We start from the raw sequence: 23,367 nt of genomic DNA, 5'->3' as shown, positions 1-23,367 counted from the left end.
CCCTTATTTCTTATGGCGTATACGCGGGTTCACCACGCCGTACAGTAAGTCGACGAGCAGGTTAACGAGGATAATCATCGTCGCTACCAGCAATACGCCGCCCTGTACTACCGGGTAGTCACGACGCTGAAGCGCATCGATAAGCCAGCGGCCAAGGCCCGGCCAGGAGAAGATAGTTTCCGTCAGAATCGCACCGGCCAGCAGCGTACCCACCTGTAACCCAATAACCGTGACGACGGGCAGCATGGCATTGCGCAGAGCATGAACCACGATAACGCGCATACGCGTCAGGCCTTTCGCACGCGCGGTACGGATGTAGTCTTCGCCAAGCACTTCAAGCATTGCTGAGCGCGTCATACGCACGATAACCGCCAGCGGAATGGTGCCGAGCACCACGGCAGGCAGCACCATATGGGCAAGCGCGTCGATAAAGTCGCCCTGCTCGCCCCAGATAGCGGTGTCTATCAGCATAAAGCCGGTGAGCGGCATGGTGTCGTCAAGGAACACCGTATCGCTGACGCGCCCGGAAACCGGGGTCAGGTTCCAGTACACCGAAACCAGCATGATCAGCATCATGCCCCACCAGAAGATAGGCATCGAGTAGCCAGTCAGCGCCAGACCAACGGACGTATGATCGAAGATAGAACCGCGTTTAACGGCGGCCAGCACGCCAACCGGGATCCCCACGGCAACGGCGAAAATCATGGCGCATACGCCGAGTTCCATCGTCGCTTTAAAGCGAGGCACGAACTCATCCCAGACAGGGAGGCGGCTTTTTAACGAAACGCCTAAATCACCGTGCATTACGCCCCATATATAATGGAGGTACTGCTGCCACATCGGCTTGTCGAGACCGAGTTCGGCCAGCAGCTGGGCATGACGTTCAGGAGAGATACCACGCTCGCCGGCCATGATCATCACCGGGTCACCGGGGATCATATGCACGAAGGCGAAGGTAAGTAGGGTAATACCGATAAACGTGGGGATAACTAGCCCCAGACGTCGGAGGATGAACTGCAACATATCCCGGATTCTCTGTAATGACTGAAGGCCCTGCGGCACTCAGTCTGTATTGCTCACAAATCATTCCCCTCTCCCGGGAAGGGAGAGGGAATAAAGCACTTTGCTTTTATTATTCGACAGACACGTTTTCGAAGTGGTGTTTGCCTAATGGATCAACCACATAGCCTTTAACTTCTTTACGTACAGGCTCGTATACGGTGGAGTGAGCGACGATCAGCGCCGGAGCCTGGTCATGCATCACTACCTGAGCCTGTTTGTACAGCTCGATACGTTTGTTGTGGTCTTCTGCCGCACGCGCAGGCTGGATCAGATCTTCAAACGGCTTGTAGCACCAGCGAGAGTAGTTAGAGCCGTCTTTTGCCGCATCACAGCTAAACAGCGTGGCGAAGAAGTTATCCGGATCCCCATTGTCCCCGGTCCAGCCCATCATCACGGCCTGGTGTTCGCCAGCCTTGGCGCGCTTGAGGTACTCGCCCCACTCGTAGGTCACGATTTTGGCGGTCACGCCGACTTTCGCCCAGTCAGCCTGAATCATCTCAGCCATACGGCGAGCGTTCGGGTTGTACGGACGCTGTACCGGCATTGCCCACAGGTCAACGGTGAAGCCTTTATCCTGGCCTGCTTCTTTCAGCAGCGCTTTCGCTTTCTCAGGATCGTAGGTGTAATCCTTCACGTCATCGTTGTAGCTCCACATGGTTGGTGGAATCAGGTTTTTAGCAGCAGTGCCCGCGCCCTGATAAACAGCTTTGATGATCGCTTCTTTATTCACCGCATAAGTCAGCGCCTGACGTACTTTCACGTCATCAAACGGTTTCTTCTCGGTATTGAAGGAAAGGTAACCCACGTTCAGGCCAGCCTGCTCCATCAGGTTGATGTTTTTGTCCTGCTTCATACGAGCGATATCGGCCGGGTTCGGGTACGGCATAACCTGGCACTCGTTTTTTTGCAGCTTGGCGTAACGCACGGAGGCGTCAGGCGTGATGGAGAAGACCAGACGGTCGATCTGCGGCTTGGTGCCCCAGAAGCCCGGGAACGCTTTGTACAGAATGCGTGAGTCTTTCTGGTATTGCAGCAGCTGGAACGGACCGGTACCGATTGGGTTGAGGTCAGTTTTTTCCGGCGTGCCGGCTTTCATCATGTTGTCCGCATATTCTTTGGACAGGATGGAAGCGAAGTCCATCGCCATATCAGCCAGGAATGGCGCTTCCGGACGGGTCAGCACGAACTGGACGGTTTTGTCGTCCACTTTTTTGATTTCGCTTATCAGGTCCGGCAGGCCCATGCCTTCGAAGTATTCATAGCTGCCGCCAGAAACTTTGTGGTACGGGTTGTCTTTGTTTTTCTGACGATCGAAAGAGAACACCACGTCGTCGGCGTTAAAATCACGCGTTGGTTTGAAATCTTTACTGTCCTGCCACTTCACGCCCTGACGCAGATGGAAGGTATAGGTTTTACCGTCTTCGCTGACTTCCCACTTTTCAGCAAGGCCGGGAATGATTTCTGTGGTGCCGGTTTTGAATTCGACCAGACGGTTATAGATTGGCACTGAGCTGGCGTCGTAAGTCGTACCAGAAGTGAACAGTTGAGGGTTAAAACCTTCAGGCGATCCTTCTGAACAATAAACCAGGGTCTTAGCCTGAACGCTGGCTGCAACGGTCAAAGCTACCAGGCTCAGACCAAACTTCAGCATCCCTGACTTCTTCAAGGAAATACTCATTCTTCTGCTCCAATGTGAGATGTGTTGTTTTTATCCGTTAGACCTTTGTTATTTGAGTGCGGTCTGTCCGGTATGCCCGCAGGCATTGGTGAGGCCAGGGGTTCCTTTCGTCAGGCTAGCTGTGTGGTAGTGCGGACTGTCCATAAATTGCCCCTCACGCCCTACAATCTGTCAACAGATCGTTAAAACGTCAATACAGGTGTCGGGGATTTACAACCGGGGTGAGAAACAGCGAACAAAGTTAAAAAAAAGCCGCGGAGGTTATTTCCAGCAGGGAAAATTATGCTACGGGCTTGTTACCAGAATATTAAACTGCCTAATTTGCAACCGATAGCGGTAATCGGCTGCGCGCTTTTTGAAAAATTTCTTGCCGAATGATGATTATATGAACGATTTATTTTGTGATCTGCGTCTCTTACAGCGAATCGTGCTACAAGCAAACATAAGCAATGGTGCAAAAAACCACGATTTTTCATAACAAAATACAATGGAATATGTCACAAAATCATATAAAAACGCGCGTTGGACGATGAAGCGGGGATTTTCGGCACGGAAGGATGTTTTGTCGGTGATAAGCAGCGCGCCGTTGCGTCATTAATGACAAATGCAAAATGCCAATTTGTAGCGCCATCCGCCGTTGTTCTTGATAATCGTTGGATGGCGCTGCGCTTATCCAACCTACGGCTTCATAAACTACCGATGCAAAAAACCCCGCTAAAAAGCGGGGTTTCTTAAACCCTGCCCCGGAGCTTCTCATCCTCTCTAAGCTTCAGACGTAAAAAAACCTGCCGAAGCAGGTTTTCTTAAATGTGGTCGGCGAGAGAGGATGGCTTTTTTACAAAACACGCCCTGCGGGCCGTTGCATGAGCAACGTTGTCTCGCTGCGCTCGGCTCAAACCTCCCTGCCCCGGAGCTTCTCATCCTCTCTAAGCTACAGACGTAAAAAAACCTGCCGAAGCAGGTTTTCTTGAATGTGGTCGGCGAGAGAGGATTATTCCCCTGCGGGCCGTTGCATAAGCAACGTTGTCTCGCTGCGCTCGGCTCAAACCTCCCTGCCCCGGAGCTTCTCATCCTCTCTAAGCTACAGACGTAAAAAAACCTGCCGAAGCAGGTTTTCTTGAATGTGGTCGGCGAGAGAGGATTCGAACCTCCGACCCACTGGTCCCAAACCAGTTGCGCTACCAAGCTGCGCTACTCGCCGAATGCGGAGCGCATCTTACTGCGCACCGTTTTAGCCGTCAATCCCTTAACTTAAAAATCCAAATCGTTTGGCTTAAAAGCAAGCGCTTGTAGAGCAAATGTTACTGCGCAGCCTTCCGCTGCACGTGGCACCAGTCGTTGTTCTCGTTAATCCCGCCGTCTGGCGAGGTGTAGCCGAGACAACCCAGCACGGTGTCATACAGTTCCACCTGACGATGCGGCACTTTCATGGCCGCCTGCGCCTTCATATGTTCGAAAGAACGGGCGCGATCCGGGTCTGCAAGATATTTGTCAGACGCCCAGACCAGCAGCGGCACGCGGAACTGCTCCGGCGGCGCCATATTACGTGGCGTACCGTGCAGGTGCTTGTGCTCACTGATTGACTCACCGTGATCCGCGGCATAAAAGATAATCGCGCGCTTGTCGCGTAGCTGATTAATCACATCCGTAATAACCGTATCCGTGTACAGAACGGAGTTATCAAAGGCGTTGATCAGCTGCTCTTTGCTACACTCTTTATCAATGCTCACGCACTCCGGCGTCCATTTTGCAAAGCTACGCGGATAACGCTGCACGTACGAGAAGTGCGAGCCTTTGGTATGCAGAATCACCAGATGCTTGCCCTGCGTATTTTGCCCAACAAAGCGTTTTACCTCTTCTACCAGCAGCATATCATCCACTGGTTTACCGCTGTTACGCGGCTCGGCGGCAATTTGCTCACGGTAGGAGAAGTTATCCGCCATAGTGTTGCCGTAGAACCACACTTCACTTTGCATAGCGAACAGGTTTGAAGAGAAACCCAGCTGTTTTAGAACAGCAAAGACGTTCTGCTCTTTTAAGGTACGTTGCGGGTTATCTTCCACTCCACCTTCACGCACAAACATACAGCGCAGAGAGAGCTTGGTAGCGGTATCGCACGACGTACCACGGAACGCGACCAGGTTTTTCTCCTGAGCCAGCTTCGGCGTAGTATCGCGGTCATATCCCAGAATACCCATGTGATCCCAGCGCGTCGTTTCACCGATGATAAACACCATATAAGTATCTTCGATATTTTTTGGCGCCACATAGGTGAATTTTTTCAACGGGTTTATCAACGAACTGTTATCGCTGGATTCATCCGCCTGTGCCCAGGCGAAGAGGCCGAGCGCTGAGATCCAGTTCGATGGCAGATAGGAGTTGGCTACCACGCCGCCGTAGCTTGCCATATCTACCGTCGAGCGTTTTTCGATACGCTTTTGCTGTTTATCAAGATAACGCAGCGGCGCCCAAACCATCAGGCCAGCCAGCAGAATTATCGCTACGTTCTTCACGCGATGCTCGCGGGTTTGCAACTGTTTGAGCAGCGTATAGCGGCAGGTGTTGCTCCAGATAAGCAGCAGCGGAATGGCGCTAACCAGTATCATCCACAAAATAAAGTGATAGCCGACAAGCTCTTTCGACAGATCGATATCCGTGGTCATCACCGAGGCAATAATGCCATAGCCGATAACGACGTTGAGGAAAGTCATGTAATAGCTGGCACCGACGGAGCACAACACGATAAATGTGGTGAGGATCCGCCAGGCTAAACGCCCGAACAGCGAAAGCACGCGCAGCAAGAAGAAGGTCACTAATACCGTGGCACACACTTCAACCACAGCGGCAAACGCTTTCCATGCGTTGAAGTCGTGCGCTAATCCATCAAAACGGTGGTAAAAAACCGAGATATTTAAGAACAGGCCGATGTATGCCGCTAACAGAAGACATAATTTCTGCTGGGTCATCGATTTAATATAATTCATTCAGGGCGTCCTGGCGCAAAAAAGGAAACGTATAAAACGTTAATCAGACCGTTAAAGGTTGAGAGAGTTCTGGGAAAGGAAGCGTTGCAGAGGAATGAGGAGAATTCTCAGGCTATGGGCTCAGCCACAGAGGTAAAAAAGTATCGCGCAAAAATATGCGCCTTCCGTTTATTTAAATAGTGCGGCCAGGATGCACAATTAATGATGCCGCCGTATGGGGTTACGGCGGCATGTTTTACGCAGCTATTGGCGCGCTATCAGGCATGGGCATGTTCATGCTGCATAACTTCACGCGCTGGCTGACGAATCGTGGTAGAAAGCGCCAGAGATAAAATCAGCAGGGCAAAGATCACGCAGAAGGTCACATAAAAACCGCCAAACAGCGAGGCGATAATCGAACCACAGATGCTGCCGATACCGAAGCCCAGATAAATCACGCCGTAGTTTTTAGTCAGGTTGTTCAGGCCGAAGAATTCGCTGACCAAAGATGGATAAACGGTGATGGTGCCGCCGAAATTAAAGGCCACGCAGGCAATCGCCGCAAAGAATGTCGCTTCGTTTAAAGGAGCAAACAGCAGGGCCGCCATCCCCACCAGAGAAATAATCTGGCCAAGCGTAATCACACGGATACGAGCCATTTTGTCGGACAGAATGCCAAGCACCAGACGGCCGCTCAGGTTAGCAATCGCAATCACCGTAACGGCGTTCGCCGCAGATTCAGCGGTTAAGTGCACCATGCCCTGCGCGATATCTTTCGCGACGCCAATCACATACAGGCCGCTCATGCAGGCGGTCAGGAACATCACCGCCAGCATCCAGTACTGCGGTTTACGCATGGATTCTGCCAGAGTGTAATCTTTCTCGGTCACGCCATTAACGGTTTGCGCTTCGTGTATTGGCGCATCTTTCATCAGCGAGGCACCGAAGAGAATTATCACCATTGCCAGCGCGCCCCAGATCATAAAAGTATTTTCCAGGCCGTAGGTCGCCAGCAGATGCGTATCGATATATTTGAAGCCGAGGCTGCCCAGGCCATAAGAGCCGATGGCGACAGCGGAAATCAGCCCTTTGCGCTCCGGAAACCATTTTACGCAGTTAGACAGCGTCAGCAGGTAGCCTGCGCCGTCAGCAAGGCCAACCAGCACGCCTGCGCTCAGCCACAGCATTACCAGATTACTGGAATGCGCGGTCAGAAAGAAGCCGATGCCCAGCAGCACGCCCGCCGCCATCGTGACTTTACGCACGCCAAAGCGCTCCTGCAATTTACCGGCAACGGAAGAAGAGATAGCAAGGCCGAGGCTTAACAAACCGAAGGAAAGCGCCACCCGGCTGAGGGGTTCGTTGAGTTTTTCGGACAGCGCGCTGTTAAACAGGCTCCAGGTATAAACGGAACCCAGGGCGAACTGGGTAATAATCGTCCCGATAAGGGTTAACCAACGTGTGCGGTTGTACTGAGCGGTGTTCATGGCAGATGTCCTGCAAATCTGAGGGAAGTTATCTGCCGCTTAAGATAACGAAGCGCATTTTATTCCAGGAGAAAAAGGCATGAAGTGCGCGCAGGACGGAATGAAATGCATCTGAGCCGGAATGAACGGCCTGAAACGGCGATGCTGAACGGCGTATGTAAGTGACCACTATCGATGCATACCCCGCCAGCCCTGTATATAAAATGTTAAATCATACCGTGACGGGGTTAACAAAATGGGCGTTTAGTTAACGCAACTTGTCCGCTGGCCGCACGTTGTCATGCAGGGCAGGATTATCACTCTCATCCTTCAGCCGTATGCCGGTAAGCCGCCGCAAGAAAGCCTGTTCTAACAGCCAGGCAAGCTTAAAGGCCGCCGCCTCGCAGGAAAGCCCTTGCGGTCTGATATTGGAAATACAATTGCGTTCCGAATCAGGCCGCTGGCGCGTGGGTCCCCAGGTCAGATAAACACCAAGACTGTCGGGAGAGGACAAGCCGGGGCGCTCGCCAATTAATATCGCTACCGCCTTACTGCGTAAGCACTCACCAATCTCATCGCCCAACGCGACCCGCGACTGGTGCGCCAGCACGACGGGGGCAAGGGAAAGGCCGAGCGTTGAGAGATAAGGCAGCAAGGCGGCCACCAGCGCCGGAGCCTGCCGGTGAACGGCGTATGAAGAGAGCCCATCGCCAATGACCAGCAGCAAATCCGCTGGTTTATCAGAACGGGCGCCGAGAAGCATTCGGCTTTCCTCGCTGAGCTGCCGACCTAAATCAGGACGATGCAGAAAAGTATCCCGATCCGGGGCCGCACTGTGGACGCTCAGGGTTACAAGCCCAAGTTTCTGTAATTGCTGGCTTAGCGTCTCACTGACAAAAGGCTGATGGATAGCATCTCGCGCCTGGGCGTGGGCCAGGCCGAGTTTCAGCACTTCCTGAGTAGGCAGGCTGGCACCGCTGCGTCCCAGGGCGATTCGCGCATCGGTGAACGCACGTAGCGCAGACCAGGCATCGGGTTGGCTCATCGGGAAGCTCCTTACGGTAATGCCGCCAGCAGAGGATGATTGGCTCCTGTCAGACGCAGATGCCCGTCACCATCGATAATCTGCATGCGGATGAGCCATTCGCCAAATTCCGGCGCGTGTTTTAGCCCCAGCAGGCGGCGAATATAGAGGGCGTCATGAAATGAAGTGCTTTGATAGTTAAGCATAATATCGTCCGCGCCGGGCACGCCCATCATAAAGGTCAGACCGGCCGCGCCAAGTAAAGTTAGCAGGGTATCCATATCGTCCTGATCGGCTTCAGCATGGTTGGTGTAACAGACATCGCAGCCCAGCGGCAGGCCCATAAGCTTGCCGCAGAAGTGATCTTCCAGGCCGGCGCGAATAATTTGCTTCCCGTCATACAGGTATTCCGGCCCGATGAAGCCCACCACGGTATTCACCAGAAGCGGCGAGAACTGGCGAGCTACGGCATAGGCACGGGCTTCACAGGTTTGCTGATCGACGCCGTGATGGGCATTTGATGACAGACAGCTTCCCTGGCCGGTTTCAAAATACATCACGTTATTGCCTATGGTCCCGCGCCCAAGGCCCAGCGCCGCCTCACGCGCCTCTTCCAGCATAGCGAGACTGATACCAAATCCGCTGTTCGCCGCCTCGGTTCCGGCAACGGACTGAAAAACCAAATCTACCGGCACGCCGCGTTCAATAAGCTGCATCGTATTGGTTACGTGCGTCAAAATGCAGGACTGGCCGGGGATATCGAACCGCTGGATCACATCATCCAGCATCCAGGCCAGACGTTCGAGCACCGGCAAACTGTCGCTTGCCGGATTAATGCCAATCACCGCATCGCCGCTGCCATACAGCAGCCCGTCTAACATGCTGGCGGCAATCCCTTTCAGATCGTCAGTAGGATGATTAGGCTGAAGCCGGACGCTGAGATGCCCGGGCAAACCGAGGGTGTTGCGAAAGCGGGTAGTAACCTGACATTTACTGGCGGCGAGGATCAAATCCTGGTTGCGCATCAGTTTACTGACGGCGGCAGCCATTTCAGGCGTTATCCCTTTTGCCGTCTGCTGCAACACCGCAGTGGTTGTGCTTGCTGCAAGCAGCCAGTCACGAAAATCGCCCACGGTCAGATGCGAGATGGCGGCAAAAGCGGCCGGATCATGGGTATCGATAATCAGCCGGGTCACTTCATCCTGTTCGTAGGGGATTAGCGGGTTTTCCAGAATCTCTTTAAGAGGAATATCGGCCAGCGCCATCTTCGCCGCCATGCGTTCTTCCGCGCTGCCTGCTGCCACGCCTGCCAGCGCATCTCCGGAACGGGCCGGAGTCGCTTTAGCCATTACCTCTTTTAAACTGGCAAACCGCCAGGTACGGTGTGCCAGGCTGGTTTGGTACATTTTAAGTCCCTCAGGAAACGGCGCGTAGCTGCGGATCTACCGCGGCGCTTTAAAAGGAAGAACCACAAGAGGTTCACTGCGCCGCAGTTTGAACAGCGAGGCCATTGAGATGATGTACATCACACCGCGCCAAAAACTGACGCCGTCATCATGTTATGCATTAAGAATAGCCAGGTGCGGCGTCCGGGTCCGACGAATAACTTTGGCAAACAACTAAACGACGCGGGCGAGCGAAAAAATCTGCCGGAAACGACCCATAATAATGCCGTGAAACGAGGCAACCAGCCCGAACAGGCCCGGTCATAAGCTTAAAAGCGTGCGTTTACGCCAAGGTTGTACATATACGCTTCGCCAGTAGCAGCTCCCTCGGCCTGAGACATAGAAGCGAATGCCGCCACGTTTTTACCGATGGGCACATCGGCACCGACCGTCACGTCCATCCAGCTGGTATCCTGGACGCTCGCAGCAAGGGGGCGCGAGCCGCTCTGGGCTTTCCAGATATTATCGCCGTACTGGTGGTTATAGCTCACCTGCGCCCAGGGACGAATAAAGTCCATCGTCGAGTCCAGCCGCCAGCCCACGGTGGAAACGCTGGCATGCCAGAGCCGATCGTTAAAGCGCGAAGCCACCACGCTATCGCCATATTCGTTATAGATACCCGTAGAACTGCCATCCCAGCTATATTCCGCGGTTGGGCCAGTAGTAATGTTTCCCATCACGGGGAACGTCCAGCCGATACCGAGCCGTGAATTATCGCGGCTGGTGCTATCATTGCCGACAGAATAGTTAAGCCCGGCCTGGCTTTGCGGAGTCATGGATAAATAAATACGCTCAGCAAGGATCTCGTTATAGCCTGGCGCTCGTTCGCTGTCCCAGGTATAACGATCCCGGGCGTCGCCCGTTGGCCCTTCTGCAATATATTCCTGCTGCCACGCAAAAGCATGCGTAGCATGGAGCAAACACCAAGAGGTCAGCGCCGTGATAAAAGTGACACGGTGACCACTGCGTATAGAATTTTTTATCATTAAAACGACCCCAGGAAAGAGCCAAATCCGGCGTTGCTTTTTGTGTTTTTTGACGGGCTTGCGGATACCCCTGGATTAACTATTGTCTCTTTATCATACACGTCAAGCTGACACGCATTTATTTCATCAGAGGGAGCAGACTATGCAGCGTTGCGGATGGGTTACTCAGGATCCGATCTATCTTGAATACCACGACAAAGAATGGGGCGTTCCGGTTACCGAAGGGAAAAAACTTTTTGAAATGATCTGCCTTGAAGGGCAGCAGGCTGGCCTGTCGTGGATAACCGTGCTGAAAAAGCGCGAAAACTATCGCCGCTGCTTTAAAGATTTTGATCCGCAGCTTGTGGCGCTCCTCCAGCCGGAGGATGTTGAGGTGCTATTGCAGGACGCGGGCATTATTCGCCATCGCGGTAAAATCGAGGCAATCATCAATAACGCCAAAGCCTTTCTGGCGATGGAAGCGAACGGCGAAAAATTTCCGGAGTTTGTCTGGTCGTTTGTGGATAACGCACCGCAGATATCCAACGCCGCCACGCACGCAGAAATTGCTACCATGACTTCCGCTTCAGATGCGCTATCTAAGGCGCTAAAAAAACGCGGCTTTAAATTCGTTGGCTCAACGATTTGTTATTCATTTATGCAGGCCTGCGGGCTGGTTAACGATCATATCACCGGCTGTTTCTGCCATCCCGATAACAGCAAATGATTCGTCGTCTGCTCCCCGGTGAGATGGATGCGCTGATCGAGCTATGGCTTGCCAGCACCATCGATGCGCATCCGTTCATCGCCAGAAGCTACTGGGTTGAGAGCGAATCGATTGTGCGCAACGTCTATATTCCGCAGTCGCGCACCTGGGTTTACGTGGCGCAAGAAAAAATCGTCGGTTTTGTCAGCATACTTGATAAGCGTTTTATCGGTGCGCTGTTTGTCGCCGACTCCTGTTCCGGCAAAGGGATTGGCAGCGCATTAATAAAACACGTGCAGGCGCGCTACCCGGAACTGAGCCTTGAGGTTTATCAGAAAAACCAGCGGGCGGTGCACTTCTACCATCGCCAGGGCTTTCGCATTGAAGAAAGCGCCTGGCAGACGGAAACGCGCCAACCTACGTGGATCATGAGCTGGCGGGCGGATCGAACGCCGTAACCTTTGGCGCCGGGCCGTGGTATTTTTCAGCCCATACCAGTGAAGAGTTCGCAGCACACCCGTTGGCCAGGCGTGAGGTAGGAATATCCAGCGTCAGCACGTTTACCGCGCCGTTTTTACACAGCCTGTCGCTATCCAGATCCGGCCAGGCGCCTTCATGGATACAGACCACGCCGGGCTTAATGCCTTCGGTAACCTGCGCACCCACCAATACCTGCCCACGATAATTCCAGACGCGCACCAGATCGCCATCGTTAATGCCGCGCGCGGCGGCATCCTGCGGATGCAGCGTCAGCGGCTCACGCCCGGCAACGGCATATTTATCACGCAGAGCCGCATAGTTGAGCTGGCTGTGCAAACGGTGGGCCGGATGAGACGAAAGCAGCTGAAGCTGGCCCTTTTCCGCGTTGCCCTGCCATTCATCAGGCGCAAGCCAGGTCGGATGCGGTGGGCAATCTGCATAGCCAAAAGCGGCGATCCGCTGTGAATAAATTTCAATTTTTCCACTCGGCGTTTTTAACGGATTCGCCTGCGGATCGGCGCGGAAATCGCTAAAGCGCACGAACCCGGCATTTTTATCGCTTTCCGGCATTTCAATGAGCTGGTTGGCCTGCCAGAAATCGCTGAAGTCTGGCAGAGCGACCTGCTGGGATGCGCCGCGGCTTCTCGCCATTTCATAGAAAGTTTCCAGCCATTGCAGCTCATTTTTCTCTTCGGTGAAACGTCCTTTCCCGCCCTGCTCCCACAGTTCGCTCAGCTCCGCAAAGACGTCAAAATCGTTACGCGCTTCGCCGCGCGGGGCGACGACCTGCTTCATCGGCACAAGGTGCTGATTGCTGTAATCGCCGGTCATGGTCATGTCGTTGCGTTCAAACGAGGTGGTAATCGGCAGCACGATATCGGCATGCTTCGCCGCCGCCGTCCAGAAGCATTCGGAGATAACTACCAGCTCCGGCTTCTGCCACGCTTTAATCAGGCGATTGGTGTCCTGATGATGGGTAAAGTTGCCGCCGCCCGCCCACCACAGCATGCGGATATCCGGGAAGGTTTTCTCCATCCCGTTGTGCTGGTAACTACCGCCCGGGTTTTCCAGCGCTTCCACGATGCGGGCGACGGGGATTTTTTCTACCGCATCCGTACCGCCAGCCACCGTACCCTGCAGCGAACCGGGCACTGCGGCGCGGCGCGTAGGGTTGCCGCCGTTTGCAAAATGGTAAGAAAGCCCAAAACCACCGCCCGGCGTGCCAATCTGGCCGAGCATGGCCGCCAGCGTAACCAACATCCAGTGTTTCTGCTCGCCGTACTGCTGACGCTGCATTCCCCAGCCGGCCATCAGCATGGTGCGGTTGTTGCTGAACAGCTGCGCCAGATATTCGATGGTCTGTACCGGCACGCCGCAAATCTTCGCCGCCCATTCCGCATTTTTCGGCTGGCCGTCGATTTCGCCCTTCAGGTAGGCGGAAAACTGCTCGTAGCCGTATGTACAGCGAGCCAGGAAGTCCGTGTCGTGCCAGCCATGCCTGGCGAGCGTATGGGCAATGCCGAGCATCAGCGCCACGTCAGTGCCCATATCAGGCGCGATCCACTGGATACGATCGCCAAAGAAATCCACCGTCTCCGATCGCATCGGATCGATGGCGATCACCGTTTTACCGCTGTTTTTCAGCTGTTCGAAATACTTCACGCCCTGCTCGTCGCTGGCGTTCCAGGCAATCTTTAACGTGTTCAGCGGGTTAGCGCTCCACAGCACCACTACATCGCTGTGCTCAAGCACCAAAGGCCAACTGGTTTGCTGCTGGTAAACTTCGTTGGAGCCTACGACATACGGCATGATTACCTGCGCCGCGCCAGTGGAATAATCCCCCAGATGGCCGGTATAGCCGCCGGCAAGGCTCATATAACGTTGCAGCAGCGTGGCGGCTTTGTGCAGTACGCCGTTAGAGCGCCAGCCATAGGAACCCGCAAAAATTGACGCGGCGCCGTAAGCATCGCGAATACGCTGATGCTGCTGATGAATCAGCTTCAGCGCTTCGTCCCAACTGATACGCACGTATTCATCCTCGCCGCGCACGCCCTGTGGTGCCGCAGGCGATGCCAGAAAGCCTTTTCGCGCCATCGGATACTGCACGCGCGCTTTGCTGTGAAGCTGATCCGGTACGGCTTGCTGGAGTGAGTTTTCGTGTCCGGTATCCAGCGCGCCACGGGATGCAAGCACATTTTCACCATCGGTTTCCACCAGCATGGGTCCCCAGTGGGCGGCGGTTAAAATCTGTTTGTTTGTCGGGGATGTTTTAGCCAATTCGGGCTCCGGTGTTTGCAGATGGCGGCCTGCGGCCACTCAATATTGTTTACAAATTCAGACGACTCCGGGAAATTTTCTACACATTCTCACGTCATAATCAATCGCCGCTGCCTTCCGCAGCGCAGATTTATAATTCGCAAAGGAAATGAGATGAAAAATCGCGTGATTATTGCCGCCCTGGTTTGCGGCACGTTAGCAGTTTCTGGCTGTACGACCAACCCCTACACAGGCGAAAAAGAAGCAGGTAAATCCGGAATTGGCGCCGGGATAGGCTCGCTGGTAGGCGCAGGCGTCGGCGTACTCTCTTCATCGAAAAAAGATCGCGGCAAAGGCGCCCTGATTGGCGCAGCGGCCGGGGCAGCACTGGGCGGCGGCGCCGGTTATTACATGGATGTGCAGGAAGCCAAACTGCGCGATAAAATGCAGGGAACAGGCGTAAGCGTGACGCGAAATGGCGATAACATCGTGCTGAATATGCCGAATAATGTCACCTTCGACAGCAGCAGCGCCACGCTTAAACCGGCGGGTGCCAATACGCTCACCGGCGTGGCAATGGTGCTGAAAGAATATCCAAAAACCGCCGTTAACGTGGTGGGCTACACCGACAGCACCGGCAGCAACGAGCTGAATATGAAACTTTCTCAGCAGCGTGCAGACGGCGTTGGCAGCGCGCTAATCACCCAGGGCGTGGATGCCAGCCGCGTGCGCACCACGGGCGTAGGCCCGGCGAACCCAATCGCCAGCAACAGCACCGAAGAAGGCAAAGCGCAAAACCGCCGCGTAGAAATTACGTTAAGCCCTCTGTCTTAAACTCTACGGCGGATGACGCTGCACTTATCCGCCCTACGCGTTCCCGGATCGCAGGTTGGATAAGCGTTAGCGCCATCCACCGCCCCGCAAAATGTATGTTACTCTCCAGAAAATTACCCCTTCCAGGAGACGGACATGAACGGCAAGGCTGCGCGCCCCACGATAAGCGACGTCGCAAAAGCGGCGAAAACCGGTAAAACCAGCGTTTCCCGCTATCTCAACGGCGAACAAAATGTTCTCTCCGACGACCTGCGAACCCGCATTGAAACCGCTATTGCTGAACTTGATTATCGCCCAAGCCAGATGGCTCGCGGCCTGAAACGCGGCCGAACCCGCTTAATCGGCCTGATCATTGCCGACATTACCAACCCTTATTCTGTCGACGTGCTGAGCGGTATCGAAGCCGCATGCCGGGAAAAGGGCTTCACGCCTCTGGTCTGCAACACCAACAACGAGGTGAATCAGGAGCTGCATTACCTCGATTTACTGCGCAGCTATCAGGTAGAAGGCATTGTGGTGAACGCCGTGGGGATGCGTGAGGAAGGGCTGAACCGCCTGCAACAGTCGGCGCTGCCGATGGTACTTATCGATCGTAAAATCCCCGATTTCGCCTGCGACGTGGTAGGGCTGGATAACATTCAGGCCGCGACCACCGCCACCGAGCACCTCGTCGAACAAGGCTTTGAAGCGATTCTGTTTCTCAGCGAACCGCTCGGCATGGTTAATACCCGCCGCGAACGCCTGCGCGCGTTTCGTCACACCACCGATCGTTACCCCGGCATCGTGGCGGAAAACGCCGAGCTGCCGCTGCACGAAGCGGATTTAATGGATAATACTCTGCGCCAGTTTCACACGCAGCACCGCGGGATGCGCAAAGCGGTGATGTCCGCCAATGGCGCACTCACCCTCCAGATCGCTCGTTCCATGCGCCGCATCGGTCTGCACTGGGGCAGCGATATAGGCCTGCTGGGTTTCGACGAACTCGAATGGGCGGAGCTGGCAGGCGTGGGCATTACTACCCTGAAACAGCCGACCTGGCAGATAGGCTATGCCGCGCTTGAGCAGGTGGTGAAACGTATTGAAGGCGCTGCTGAAAGCGTGCATGAGCAGGTCTTTTCCGGCGAATTAATCGTGCGCGGCTCCACCGCCCGCTAAAATTTTCTTCGTGATAGCGATCATAAATTCAGCATGCCTGGCTTCTCTTTGGAACCGGTTCCATTTAGCGTAATAACTATGTTACTTAGCTGTTACCGTGATGGAGCTGTTCATGTCGCGAAAAATTATTGTCGTCACTGCCGCTTACGGGCATGACCGCATCGCCGCCCTCGGCGGCCAGCAGGCGCTGTTACCTGTTATTGCCAACGCAGGGGCGGACGGCGTAGAAATCCGCCGCGAACTGCTGAGCAATACCCAACTGGATTCCCTGCCGGAGCTGGCAAAACAAATCGCTGACCACAGGTTACAGGCCTGTTATTCCGCGCCGGAACCGCTGTTCACCGAAGATGGTAAGCTCAACCAGCTTATCCCTTCGCTGTTGCTCGAAGCCCGCCAGCTTAATGCGGGCTGGCTGAAGCTTTCGCTTGGCCATTTTCGCAGCAGCCAGCAATTTCCGTTGCTACAGCAGTGGCTGGAACAAACTAACGTCGCGCTGGTCGTGGAAAACGATCAGACCGTCTATGGCAAACTCGCGCCCCTGCAGCGCTTCCAGGCCGCCTGCAACGTGCTAAATCTGCCGGTCAAACTAACCTTTGATATGGCCAACTGGCTGTGGGTTGAGGAATCGCCGGAGGCGGCCGCCCGCCTGCTGGCGCCAAACGTCAGCTATATCCACGTCAAAGCTGCCGTTCCACACCATTATCACTACCGCGCTGTTGCGCTGGATGACGCCGAACCGCGCTGGATGGAACTGCTTAACAGCCTGCCGGGCGATGCGCCTCGCGGCATAGAATTCCCGCTGGAAGGCCGCGATCTGACCGCCGTCACCCGCCATTACGTAAACCTGTTACGCGAGGAGTAAACGATGCCCAGTCAGCTTGATGTGATAACCATCGGTGAAGCGATGGCGATGTTTGTGGCAACCGAAACCGGTGATTTAGCCGCAGCCGGACAGTTTGTAAAACGCGTGGCCGGTGCCGAGCTGAACGTTGCTACCGGCCTTGCGCGCCTTGGCCTGAAGGTAGGCTGGGTGAGCCGCGTGGGCAACGACTCGTTTGGCCGCTATGTGCTGCAACAACTTGCGAAAGAACAAATCGACAGCCGCGGCGTCACCACGGATGAACGCTACGCGACGGGCTTCCAGCTCAAATCTAAAGTTGAAGATGGAACCGATCCCATCGTGGAGTACTTCCGTAAGGGCTCGGCAGCAAGCCACCTCTCGGTGGAAGATTTCAACGAAGAGTATTTTTTTAGCGCGCGGCATTTGCACTTAAGCGGCGTGGCAGCCGCGCTTTCTGCTACCTCGCTCGAGCTGCTTAATCACACCGCTAAGGCGATGAAGGAAAAAGGGAAAACTATCTCCTTTGACCCAAATTTGCGCCCGGTGCTGTGGAAAAGCGAAGCCGAAATGGTCAGGCAACTAAACCAGCTCGCTTTCCAGGCGGACTGGGTGCTGCCCGGCGTGAAAGAAGGCATCATTCTCACTGGCCAAAATACCCCGGAAGGGATTGCCGATTTCTACCTCAATCAGGGCGTTAAAACCGTGGTGCTGAAAACCGGCGCTGACGGCGCCTGGTATAAAACTGCTGCCGGTGAAAAAGGCGCGGTAGCAGCCATAAAAGTCGATAACGTAGTCGATACCGTGGGCGCGGGCGACGGCTTTGCGGTCGGAGTGATAAGCGCCCTGCTGGAAGGGAAATCCTTACCACATGCCGTCAGCCGCGGTAACAAAATCGGCTCACTGGCGATACAGGTCATCGGTGATAGCGAAGGGCTACCAACCCGAGCTGCACTGGGCGAATAAATTAATATCGCATCGGCTGTACCCTACATCCGGCAAGATGCGACTCTCCTCAACACAGAGGCAAGCCTTATGAAAACCAATACAATCGCACCAAAACGTTGGTGGTATATCATGCCTATCGTGTTTATCACGTACAGCCTGGCCTACCTCGACCGTGCCAACTTTAGTTTCGCGTCCGCCGCCGGTATCAACGATGACCTTGGCATCACCAAAGGCATCTCGTCCCTGCTTGGCGCTCTGTTCTTCCTCGGCTACTTCTTCTTCCAGATCCCCGGCGCCATGTACGCCGAACGCCGCAGCGTACGTAAACTTATCTTCGTCTGCCTGATTTTATGGGGCGCCTGCGCTTCCCTGACCGGTATGGTCAGCAACATTCCGGCGCTGGCGGCAATTCGCTTTGTGCTCGGCGTGGTGGAAGCCGCGGTGATGCCCGCGATGCTGATTTATATCAGCAACTGGTTTACCAAATCTGAACGCTCGCGCGCCAACACCTTCCTGATCCTCGGCAACCCGGTTACGGTGCTGTGGATGTCGGTGGTGTCCGGCTACCTCATTCAGGCGTTCGGCTGGCGCGAGATGTTTATCTTCGAAGGTATCCCGGCGGTTATCTGGGCGTTTGCCTGGTGGGTGCTGGTAAAAGATAAGCCAACCCAGGTTGGCTGGCTGTCTGACGCTGAGAAAGGCGCGCTGCAGGCACAGCTGCAAAAAGAACAGGAAGGCATTAAAGCCGTACGTAACTATGGCGAAGCGTTCCGCTCCCGCAACGTCGTGCTGCTGTGTATGCAATATTTCTGCTGGAGCATTGGGGTATACGGCTTCGTCCTGTGGCTGCCGTCGATAATCCGCGGCGCAGGCACCGCCGGAATGGGCATGGTGGAAGTGGGCTGGCTTTCTTCAGTGCCTTACCTGGCGGCAACCATCGCGATGATCGCCGTTTCCTGGGCGTCGGACAAAATGCAGAACCGTAAGCTGTTCGTCTGGCCGCTGCTGCTGATTGGCGCGCTGGCGTTTCTCGGCTCCTGGCTGGTTGGCGCTAACCACTTCTGGGTTTCTTACACCCTGCTGGTGATTGCCGGGGCCGCTATGTACGCGCCTTATGGTCCGTTCTTCGCCATCATCCCGGAAATGCTGCCACGAAACGTGGCCGGTGGCGCCATGGCGCTGATTAACAGCATGGGTGCGCTGGGCTCGTTTGTCGGCTCCTGGTTTGTAGGTTACCTGAACGGGGCAACCGGTAGCCCTTCCGCGTCCTATGTATTTATGGGGGTGGCGCTGCTCGCCTCAGTGTGGCTAACTTTGATAGTGAAACCGGCAACGAACCAGCAACTGCCGGTGGGTGCCCGCCACGCCTGACTATTGACCGGGCGATGCTCGCATCGCCCGGTATATGCTTAATATCATTACGGAGAATCTCATGAAGCCGTCCGTTATCCTTTACAAGAAGCTGCCCGACGACCTGCTCGCCCGCCTTGAAAGCCATTTTAACGTTACTCAACTCAACGATTTAAGTCCGCAAACCGTAAAGCAGAACGCAGCAGCTTTTGCTGAAGCGGAAGGTATTTTGGGTTCCAGCGAGAAAGTCGACGAGACGTTTTTAACGCACACGCCGAAGCTGCGTGCGGCTTCCACCGTTTCTGTCGGCTATGACAATTTTGACGTTGCTGCGCTGACCGCTCGCCGCATCGCGCTGATGCACACGCCTTCGGTACTGACCGAAACCGTCGCGGACACCATGATGATGCTGGTGCTGGCAACCGCCCGCCGCGCGGTAGAAGTCGCCGAACGAGTGAAAGCGGGTGAATGGCAAGGCAGCATCGGCCCGGACTGGTTTGGCATCGACGTACACCACAAAACGCTGGGCATTCTCGGCATGGGCCGCATCGGCCTTGCGCTGGCGCAACGCGCGCACTTTGGTTTTAGCATGCCAATTCTGTATAACGCTCGTCGCCATCATCAGGAGGCCGAAGATCGCTTCGACGCACGCTATTGCGACCTGGATACGCTGCTTGCGGAATCTGACTTCGTCTGTATTTCCCTGCCGCTGACTGAAGAAACGCACCATATGATTGGCGCGGAACAGCTGGCGAAAATGAAGTCTTCGGCAATTCTGATTAACGCCGGGCGCGGTCCGGTCGTTGACGAAAAAGCCCTGATTCAGGCGCTGCAAAACGGCACTCTTCATGCCGCTGGGCTGGACGTATTTGAGCAGGAGCCGCTGCCGGTTAATTCCCCGCTGCTGGAGATGCCAAACGTCGTCGCCCTGCCGCATATCGGCTCTGCAACGCACGAAACGCGCTATAACATGGCAGCCTGCGCGGTGGATAACCTGATTGCCGCGCTGACGGGCGAAGTGAAGGAAAACTGCGTCAATCCGCAGGTATTGAGTTAGCCGGTGATGGCGGATGGCGCTGACGCTTATCCGCCCTACTCATTTGCCTGAGTCATAGGGCGCGCAAGCTTACCGCGCAGATCGTGAAGCCTGGTCACATCAACCGATTTCTCCGCCTCTGCGAGGCTGTACGCACTTTGCAGCTTCAACCACACTTCGGCAGAACTTCCAATGACCGCGGCAAGCTTCACCGCCATTTCAGGCGTCAAAGCTGCCTTGCCGGTCAATATGCGGCTGGCGGTTGAAGGGGCAATATCCATCGCTCTGGCAAATTCACGCAGGCTAACGTCAAGCTCATCAAGCGCTTCCTGAATAACGACTCCCGGATGCGGGGGATTGCTCATTTTCATTAGTGATAATCCTCGTAGTTAAGTATCCAGGCATCTCCCTGATAAAATTCAAAAGTTATCCGCCAGTTACCCGTTACCGCAACGGACCACAGATCCGCTTTGTCTCCTGCCAGCGCATGAAGCCGATAACCTGGTAAATCAATATCTTCTATTTTTCCTGCCGCATTGATTATGGCTAACCGACTGCGAATACGCGGGACGTGTTCCCAGGATAAACCCTGAGTCTGGTTCTTCAGAAAGAGGTTTTTCAGTCCCTTATGTTTAAAACTTCTGATCATTCTAACGTCCTGTTCCCTCAAAAGGAACATTAACATCAATGTTCCCTGCTACGCAACATTGATTCGCTAATTGATTTTCGAAGAATAAATGACATCAAAAGGGCTTTGAACGGGGAAAGGGAAACGGTTGGAGGAGCTTCGCAAATGCCTCATTAATTAAGCAAAAAAAGGGATGATGCCCAATGGCTCACCCCGTTTTGAAGCACTAAGAAAGAAATCAGAAATCAGTCTTAGAAAACCCTGTCATCACCTCGAGATCCATTTCGCGGCCCAGCGCCGTCATAGGATGCACGATAACCAGACCGCGCACGGCTTTCTTCAGCTTGCCCATGTCCGCCTGCTCTTTTTTGGTAATAGGACGTTTGTACGGCATCGCCATCAGCTTTTGCGCTTCTTTACTCAGCTTCTGGTTGCGTACCGCCTGTAAGCGAGCGATTTCAATTTCAAGCTTCGCCTTCTCTTTTTCCAGCTCGGCGTATTTTTCCGCTTCGTTGATAAGATGCAGCTCAGGCATTTCGTGGCGGATGGCGTCCAGGCGATCGCTAAGACGTTTAATTTCTGCTTTTTCGATTTCTTTCATTTTACTTAACCGTGAATAAATTGCTTTGCGGCAAGGATACACCATTCGGCGGAAGAGGGCGAAAAGGGTCTGCGGGTGAGGTTATTTCTGGAAGGCTTTTTTTAAGCCGATCCGTGAGATCAGCTCGGTAAGGGAAAGCACCATCGTTGAACGGACGATTTGCTGGTAGCGCTGTCTCTGCATCGCCTGCAATTCAGGGTCACCCCCGTCGACAAAAGTCGGCGCTGGCGGAAAAGCCGTAACGCAGTGCAGTTCGCCGAACGGCCCGAGGATCTCATCGTCGGTGAAATTGTATTCACTGCCGTCGTGGTTTAGTTCTTCGCGTAGCGCCATCAGCAGTTCGCAATCTTCGTATTCGGCGCGATTCATCACGCCAAGCCCGTAGATAAGCTTCATACGCACGGAGAGCTCGCCCAGCGGGCCATCGCCGTCCAGCAAAGGCTCAACGGCATACTTCACTGCATAATCGTCTTTACGGAATACCTGAAGCACCAGGATATTGACCGCTTCGGTGAGAAGCTCAACGGCGGCAATAAGCAGGCTTCTGACGGTTTTGCCGGCATTCAGACGCTCAAGCACCCGATTTTCAAAGGCCTGTGTTTCTTCCATCTTTGCCTGCATCACTGAAAATTAGTGTTGGGCGCAGTATCTGCTGCGCCCGTTCTCCATTACGCTTTTGCGTTATAGGCCTTCACCGCCTGAGCGACTGCTTCGCTGTTTGCATCGAGGCCAGAAATCTGCGCAAGCGCTGCCTGTGGGCCAGCCTCAGCCAGCAGCGCAGCCAGTTCCTGGGCCTGTGGATCCTGCTCGCTGCGATAATGCATGGCAGCGGCAATCCCTTCTACGAGGTTCGCGTGCGGCAAGCCGTATTCCAGAGTACCAAGCAGCGGTTTAATCAGGCGGTCGCCCGCGCTTAATTTACGCAGCGGCTGGCGGCCCACACGTTCCACATCATCTTTCAGATACGGGTTTTCGAAACGACCGAGGATTTTCTGGATATAGGCCGCATGCTTATCAGCATCAAAGCCGTAACGTTTGATCAGCACCGCGCCGCTCTCATCCATCGCCCCTTTCACCACGGTGCGAATTTTTTCATCCAGAATCGCATCACGAATGGTCTGGAGACCGGCCAGCTGGCCGAGGTACGCGGTTATAGCATGCCCGGTGTTCAGCGTGAAGAGTTTACGCTCTACAAAGGCCATCAGGTTATCAGTCAGTTCCATACCCGGAATGTCTGGCAGATCGCCTTTAAACTGCGTTTTATCAACAATCCACTCGCTGAAGGTTTCAACCGTGACTTCCAGCGGGTCGTTGGTAGCGGATTCAGACGGGGGAACGATGCGGTCCACGGCGGAGTCCACAAAGCCAATATGCTGCTCAACCCACGTCTGGTCGTCTTCCGGGAGCGCTTTCAACACATGAGCTTTTAACTGTGAGGTGCCACGTACCATATTTTCACAGGCGATGATATTGAGCGGCTTAACGTTGCCGTTTGCGCGACGCAGGACCAGACCCTTCGCAATGGAAGGAGCGATACGCTCCAGCACGACTGGCCCTACGGCGGTGGTTACCAGATCCACTTCGGCAATCAGGTCGATAACCTCCTCGCCGATGCTGCTGACGGCATTCACGTTGGAGACGGTATCAACCTGCTCTTGCTCGCCAACCACGTGTACCTGATAACTGCGGCGCGCGTTCAGCGCGTCCAGCACAACCTGGTTTACGTCGGCAAACGTCAGCTGTATGCCTGCGTCTGCCAGGAGTTTGCCGATAAAGCCACGTCCGATATTACCTGCGCCAAAATGTAATGCTTTCATCTGTGTCACCTTCTTAAATTTGAATCACCCGAGAGGGCTGGGGTGAGGCTTTTCCTCTCACCCAAGCCCTCTCCCATACGGGAGAGGTTTGTTTTTCGTTGCAGGGCGGATAAGC

At 54.5% G+C, this 23,367-nt stretch carries 21 protein-coding genes, 1 tRNA gene, 2 other RNA genes and 1 pseudogene; 8 read left to right on the top strand and 17 right to left on the bottom strand.

Annotation, left to right across the window (positions count from 1 at the left end; translation table 11 throughout):
- Positions 1 to 3 precede the first annotated feature (3 nt).
- The 11 genes and pseudogenes from dppB to E2L00_RS15435 all read right to left on the bottom strand — a co-directional run bounded on the left by dppB (position 4) and on the right by E2L00_RS15435 (position 10,624).
- Positions 4 to 1,023 carry a dipeptide ABC transporter permease DppB gene (gene dppB, locus E2L00_RS15480; protein ID WP_167613170.1) on the bottom strand — a complete coding sequence of 340 codons (1,020 nt, stop codon included), beginning with the start codon at positions 1,021 to 1,023 and terminating at the stop codon, positions 4 to 6.
- A gap of 109 nt (positions 1,024 to 1,132) precedes the next feature.
- Positions 1,133 to 2,740 (bottom strand): dipeptide ABC transporter periplasmic-binding protein DppA, encoded by a 1,608-nt coding sequence (gene dppA / locus E2L00_RS15475; RefSeq protein WP_167613168.1) that lies wholly within the window; start codon positions 2,738 to 2,740, stop codon positions 1,133 to 1,135.
- 810 nt (positions 2,741 to 3,550) lie between these two features.
- Positions 3,551 to 3,682, bottom strand: a non-coding RNA gene (locus E2L00_RS15470) — RtT sRNA.
- A gap of 32 nt (positions 3,683 to 3,714) precedes the next feature.
- Positions 3,715 to 3,832, bottom strand: a non-coding RNA gene (locus tag E2L00_RS15465) — RtT sRNA.
- A gap of 32 nt (positions 3,833 to 3,864) precedes the next feature.
- Positions 3,865 to 3,941: transfer RNA gene (locus E2L00_RS15460), tRNA-Pro, on the bottom strand.
- A 100-nt stretch (positions 3,942 to 4,041) separates the two neighbouring features.
- Complete coding sequence (eptB, locus tag E2L00_RS15455) at positions 4,042 to 5,724, bottom strand: kdo(2)-lipid A phosphoethanolamine 7''-transferase (RefSeq protein ID WP_167613166.1); 1,683 nt, start codon at positions 5,722 to 5,724, stop codon at positions 4,042 to 4,044.
- Between the two features lie 257 nt (positions 5,725 to 5,981).
- Positions 5,982 to 7,190, bottom strand: a complete 1,209-nt coding sequence (locus E2L00_RS15450) for an L-lactate MFS transporter (protein ID WP_167613164.1) — start codon at positions 7,188 to 7,190, stop codon at positions 5,982 to 5,984.
- 247 nt (positions 7,191 to 7,437) lie between these two features.
- Positions 7,438 to 8,214: an ethanolamine ammonia-lyase subunit EutC gene (eutC, locus tag E2L00_RS15445; RefSeq protein WP_167613162.1), complete on the bottom strand. Its 777-nt coding sequence runs from the start codon at positions 8,212 to 8,214 to the stop codon at positions 7,438 to 7,440.
- Between the two features lie 11 nt (positions 8,215 to 8,225).
- Positions 8,226 to 9,599: an ethanolamine ammonia-lyase subunit EutB gene (locus E2L00_RS15440; protein WP_167613160.1), complete on the bottom strand. Its 1,374-nt coding sequence runs from the start codon at positions 9,597 to 9,599 to the stop codon at positions 8,226 to 8,228.
- Positions 9,600 to 9,641: 42 nt separating this feature from the next.
- Positions 9,642 to 9,896 (bottom strand): annotated as a pseudogene (locus tag E2L00_RS21705) (ethanolamine permease); the annotation flags it as partial.
- An 11-nt stretch (positions 9,897 to 9,907) separates the two neighbouring features.
- Complete coding sequence (locus E2L00_RS15435) at positions 9,908 to 10,624, bottom strand: autotransporter domain-containing protein (RefSeq protein WP_167613158.1); 717 nt, start codon at positions 10,622 to 10,624, stop codon at positions 9,908 to 9,910.
- 142 nt (positions 10,625 to 10,766) lie between these two features.
- Here E2L00_RS15435 and tag point away from each other — a divergent pair, with 142 nt between their 5' ends.
- Both tag and E2L00_RS15425 read left to right on the top strand, forming a co-directional pair.
- On the top strand, positions 10,767 to 11,330 hold the full coding sequence (gene tag, locus E2L00_RS15430; RefSeq protein WP_167613155.1) for a DNA-3-methyladenine glycosylase I: 564 nt from the start codon (positions 10,767 to 10,769) through the stop codon (positions 11,328 to 11,330).
- Positions 11,327 to 11,767, top strand: a complete 441-nt coding sequence (locus E2L00_RS15425) for an N-acetyltransferase (protein ID WP_167613153.1) — start codon at positions 11,327 to 11,329, stop codon at positions 11,765 to 11,767. The genes tag and E2L00_RS15425 overlap by 4 nt, the downstream gene beginning before the upstream one ends.
- Here E2L00_RS15425 and E2L00_RS15420 read toward each other — a convergent pair.
- Positions 11,736 to 14,066, bottom strand: a complete 2,331-nt coding sequence (locus E2L00_RS15420; RefSeq protein ID WP_167613151.1) for a molybdopterin guanine dinucleotide-containing S/N-oxide reductase — start codon at positions 14,064 to 14,066, stop codon at positions 11,736 to 11,738. The genes E2L00_RS15425 and E2L00_RS15420 overlap by 32 nt on opposite strands.
- A 153-nt stretch (positions 14,067 to 14,219) precedes the next feature.
- Here E2L00_RS15420 and E2L00_RS15415 point away from each other — a divergent pair, with 153 nt between their 5' ends.
- The 6 genes from E2L00_RS15415 to ghrB all read left to right on the top strand — a co-directional run bounded on the left by E2L00_RS15415 (position 14,220) and on the right by ghrB (position 20,227).
- Positions 14,220 to 14,879, top strand: coding sequence for an OmpA family lipoprotein (locus E2L00_RS15415; RefSeq protein WP_167613149.1), 660 nt, complete (start codon positions 14,220 to 14,222; stop codon positions 14,877 to 14,879).
- A gap of 135 nt (positions 14,880 to 15,014) precedes the next feature.
- On the top strand, positions 15,015 to 16,034 hold the full coding sequence (locus tag E2L00_RS15410) for a LacI family DNA-binding transcriptional regulator (protein ID WP_167613147.1): 1,020 nt from the start codon (positions 15,015 to 15,017) through the stop codon (positions 16,032 to 16,034).
- 112 nt (positions 16,035 to 16,146) lie between these two features.
- On the top strand, positions 16,147 to 16,896 hold the full coding sequence (locus tag E2L00_RS15405; protein ID WP_167613145.1) for a sugar phosphate isomerase/epimerase family protein: 750 nt from the start codon (positions 16,147 to 16,149) through the stop codon (positions 16,894 to 16,896).
- Between the two features lie 3 nt (positions 16,897 to 16,899).
- Positions 16,900 to 17,838: a sugar kinase gene (locus tag E2L00_RS15400; protein WP_167613143.1), complete on the top strand. Its 939-nt coding sequence runs from the start codon at positions 16,900 to 16,902 to the stop codon at positions 17,836 to 17,838.
- 69 nt (positions 17,839 to 17,907) lie between these two features.
- The gene (locus E2L00_RS15395) at positions 17,908 to 19,191 is read left to right on the top strand and encodes an MFS transporter (protein ID WP_167613141.1); all 1,284 of its coding nucleotides are present in this window, start codon (positions 17,908 to 17,910) and stop codon (positions 19,189 to 19,191) included.
- A 61-nt stretch (positions 19,192 to 19,252) separates the two neighbouring features.
- Entirely contained in the window at positions 19,253 to 20,227 is a 975-nt protein-coding gene (gene ghrB / locus E2L00_RS15390; protein ID WP_167613139.1) for a glyoxylate/hydroxypyruvate reductase GhrB, read from the top strand.
- Between the two features lie 35 nt (positions 20,228 to 20,262).
- Here ghrB and E2L00_RS15385 read toward each other — a convergent pair whose 3' ends face one another.
- The 5 genes from E2L00_RS15385 to mtlD all read right to left on the bottom strand — a co-directional run bounded on the left by E2L00_RS15385 (position 20,263) and on the right by mtlD (position 23,252).
- The gene (locus E2L00_RS15385; protein ID WP_167613137.1) at positions 20,263 to 20,577 is read right to left on the bottom strand and encodes a HigA family addiction module antitoxin; all 315 of its coding nucleotides are present in this window, start codon (positions 20,575 to 20,577) and stop codon (positions 20,263 to 20,265) included.
- Complete coding sequence (locus E2L00_RS15380; protein ID WP_167613135.1) at positions 20,577 to 20,855, bottom strand: type II toxin-antitoxin system RelE/ParE family toxin; 279 nt, start codon at positions 20,853 to 20,855, stop codon at positions 20,577 to 20,579. The genes E2L00_RS15385 and E2L00_RS15380 overlap by 1 nt, the downstream gene beginning before the upstream one ends.
- Before the next feature lie 217 nt (positions 20,856 to 21,072).
- The gene (locus tag E2L00_RS15375; RefSeq protein WP_167613133.1) at positions 21,073 to 21,435 is read right to left on the bottom strand and encodes a YibL family ribosome-associated protein; all 363 of its coding nucleotides are present in this window, start codon (positions 21,433 to 21,435) and stop codon (positions 21,073 to 21,075) included.
- Positions 21,436 to 21,516: 81 nt separating this feature from the next.
- Entirely contained in the window at positions 21,517 to 22,056 is a 540-nt protein-coding gene (gene mtlR / locus E2L00_RS15370) for a mannitol operon repressor MtlR (protein ID WP_167613273.1), read from the bottom strand.
- A gap of 47 nt (positions 22,057 to 22,103) precedes the next feature.
- On the bottom strand, positions 22,104 to 23,252 hold the full coding sequence (mtlD, locus tag E2L00_RS15365) for a mannitol-1-phosphate 5-dehydrogenase (RefSeq protein WP_167613131.1): 1,149 nt from the start codon (positions 23,250 to 23,252) through the stop codon (positions 22,104 to 22,106).
- Positions 23,253 to 23,367 lie beyond the last annotated feature (115 nt).

This window comes from Cedecea colo (genome assembly GCF_011808225.1).
Lineage (GTDB): Bacteria > Pseudomonadota > Gammaproteobacteria > Enterobacterales > Enterobacteriaceae > Dryocola > Dryocola colo.
This window is presented reverse-complemented; position numbering and strand designations above follow the sequence as displayed.

Bases quoted from the DNA above. Each gene is read 5' to 3' on its own strand.
- dppB (WP_167613170.1), bottom strand. From the start codon at position 1,023: ATGTTGCAGTTCATCCTCCGACGTCTGGGGCTAGTTATCCCCACGTTT.
- dppA (WP_167613168.1), bottom strand. From the start codon at position 2,740: ATGAGTATTTCCTTGAAGAAGTCAGGGATGCTGAAGTTTGGTCTGAGC.
- eptB (WP_167613166.1), bottom strand. From the start codon at position 5,724: ATGAATTATATTAAATCGATGACCCAGCAGAAATTATGTCTTCTGTTA.
- E2L00_RS15450 (WP_167613164.1), bottom strand. From the start codon at position 7,190: ATGAACACCGCTCAGTACAACCGCACACGTTGGTTAACCCTTATCGGG.
- eutC (WP_167613162.1), bottom strand. From the start codon at position 8,214: ATGAGCCAACCCGATGCCTGGTCTGCGCTACGTGCGTTCACCGATGCG.
- E2L00_RS15440 (WP_167613160.1), bottom strand. From the start codon at position 9,599: ATGTACCAAACCAGCCTGGCACACCGTACCTGGCGGTTTGCCAGTTTA.
- E2L00_RS15435 (WP_167613158.1), bottom strand. From the start codon at position 10,624: ATGATAAAAAATTCTATACGCAGTGGTCACCGTGTCACTTTTATCACG.
- tag (WP_167613155.1), top strand. From the start codon at position 10,767: ATGCAGCGTTGCGGATGGGTTACTCAGGATCCGATCTATCTTGAATAC.
- E2L00_RS15425 (WP_167613153.1), top strand. From the start codon at position 11,327: ATGATTCGTCGTCTGCTCCCCGGTGAGATGGATGCGCTGATCGAGCTA.
- E2L00_RS15415 (WP_167613149.1), top strand. From the start codon at position 14,220: ATGAAAAATCGCGTGATTATTGCCGCCCTGGTTTGCGGCACGTTAGCA.
- E2L00_RS15410 (WP_167613147.1), top strand. From the start codon at position 15,015: ATGAACGGCAAGGCTGCGCGCCCCACGATAAGCGACGTCGCAAAAGCG.
- E2L00_RS15405 (WP_167613145.1), top strand. From the start codon at position 16,147: ATGTCGCGAAAAATTATTGTCGTCACTGCCGCTTACGGGCATGACCGC.
- E2L00_RS15400 (WP_167613143.1), top strand. From the start codon at position 16,900: ATGCCCAGTCAGCTTGATGTGATAACCATCGGTGAAGCGATGGCGATG.
- E2L00_RS15395 (WP_167613141.1), top strand. From the start codon at position 17,908: ATGAAAACCAATACAATCGCACCAAAACGTTGGTGGTATATCATGCCT.
- ghrB (WP_167613139.1), top strand. From the start codon at position 19,253: ATGAAGCCGTCCGTTATCCTTTACAAGAAGCTGCCCGACGACCTGCTC.
- E2L00_RS15385 (WP_167613137.1), bottom strand. From the start codon at position 20,577: ATGAAAATGAGCAATCCCCCGCATCCGGGAGTCGTTATTCAGGAAGCG.
- E2L00_RS15380 (WP_167613135.1), bottom strand. From the start codon at position 20,855: ATGATCAGAAGTTTTAAACATAAGGGACTGAAAAACCTCTTTCTGAAG.
- E2L00_RS15375 (WP_167613133.1), bottom strand. From the start codon at position 21,435: ATGAAAGAAATCGAAAAAGCAGAAATTAAACGTCTTAGCGATCGCCTG.
- mtlR (WP_167613273.1), bottom strand. From the start codon at position 22,056: ATGCAGGCAAAGATGGAAGAAACACAGGCCTTTGAAAATCGGGTGCTT.
- mtlD (WP_167613131.1), bottom strand. From the start codon at position 23,252: ATGAAAGCATTACATTTTGGCGCAGGTAATATCGGACGTGGCTTTATC.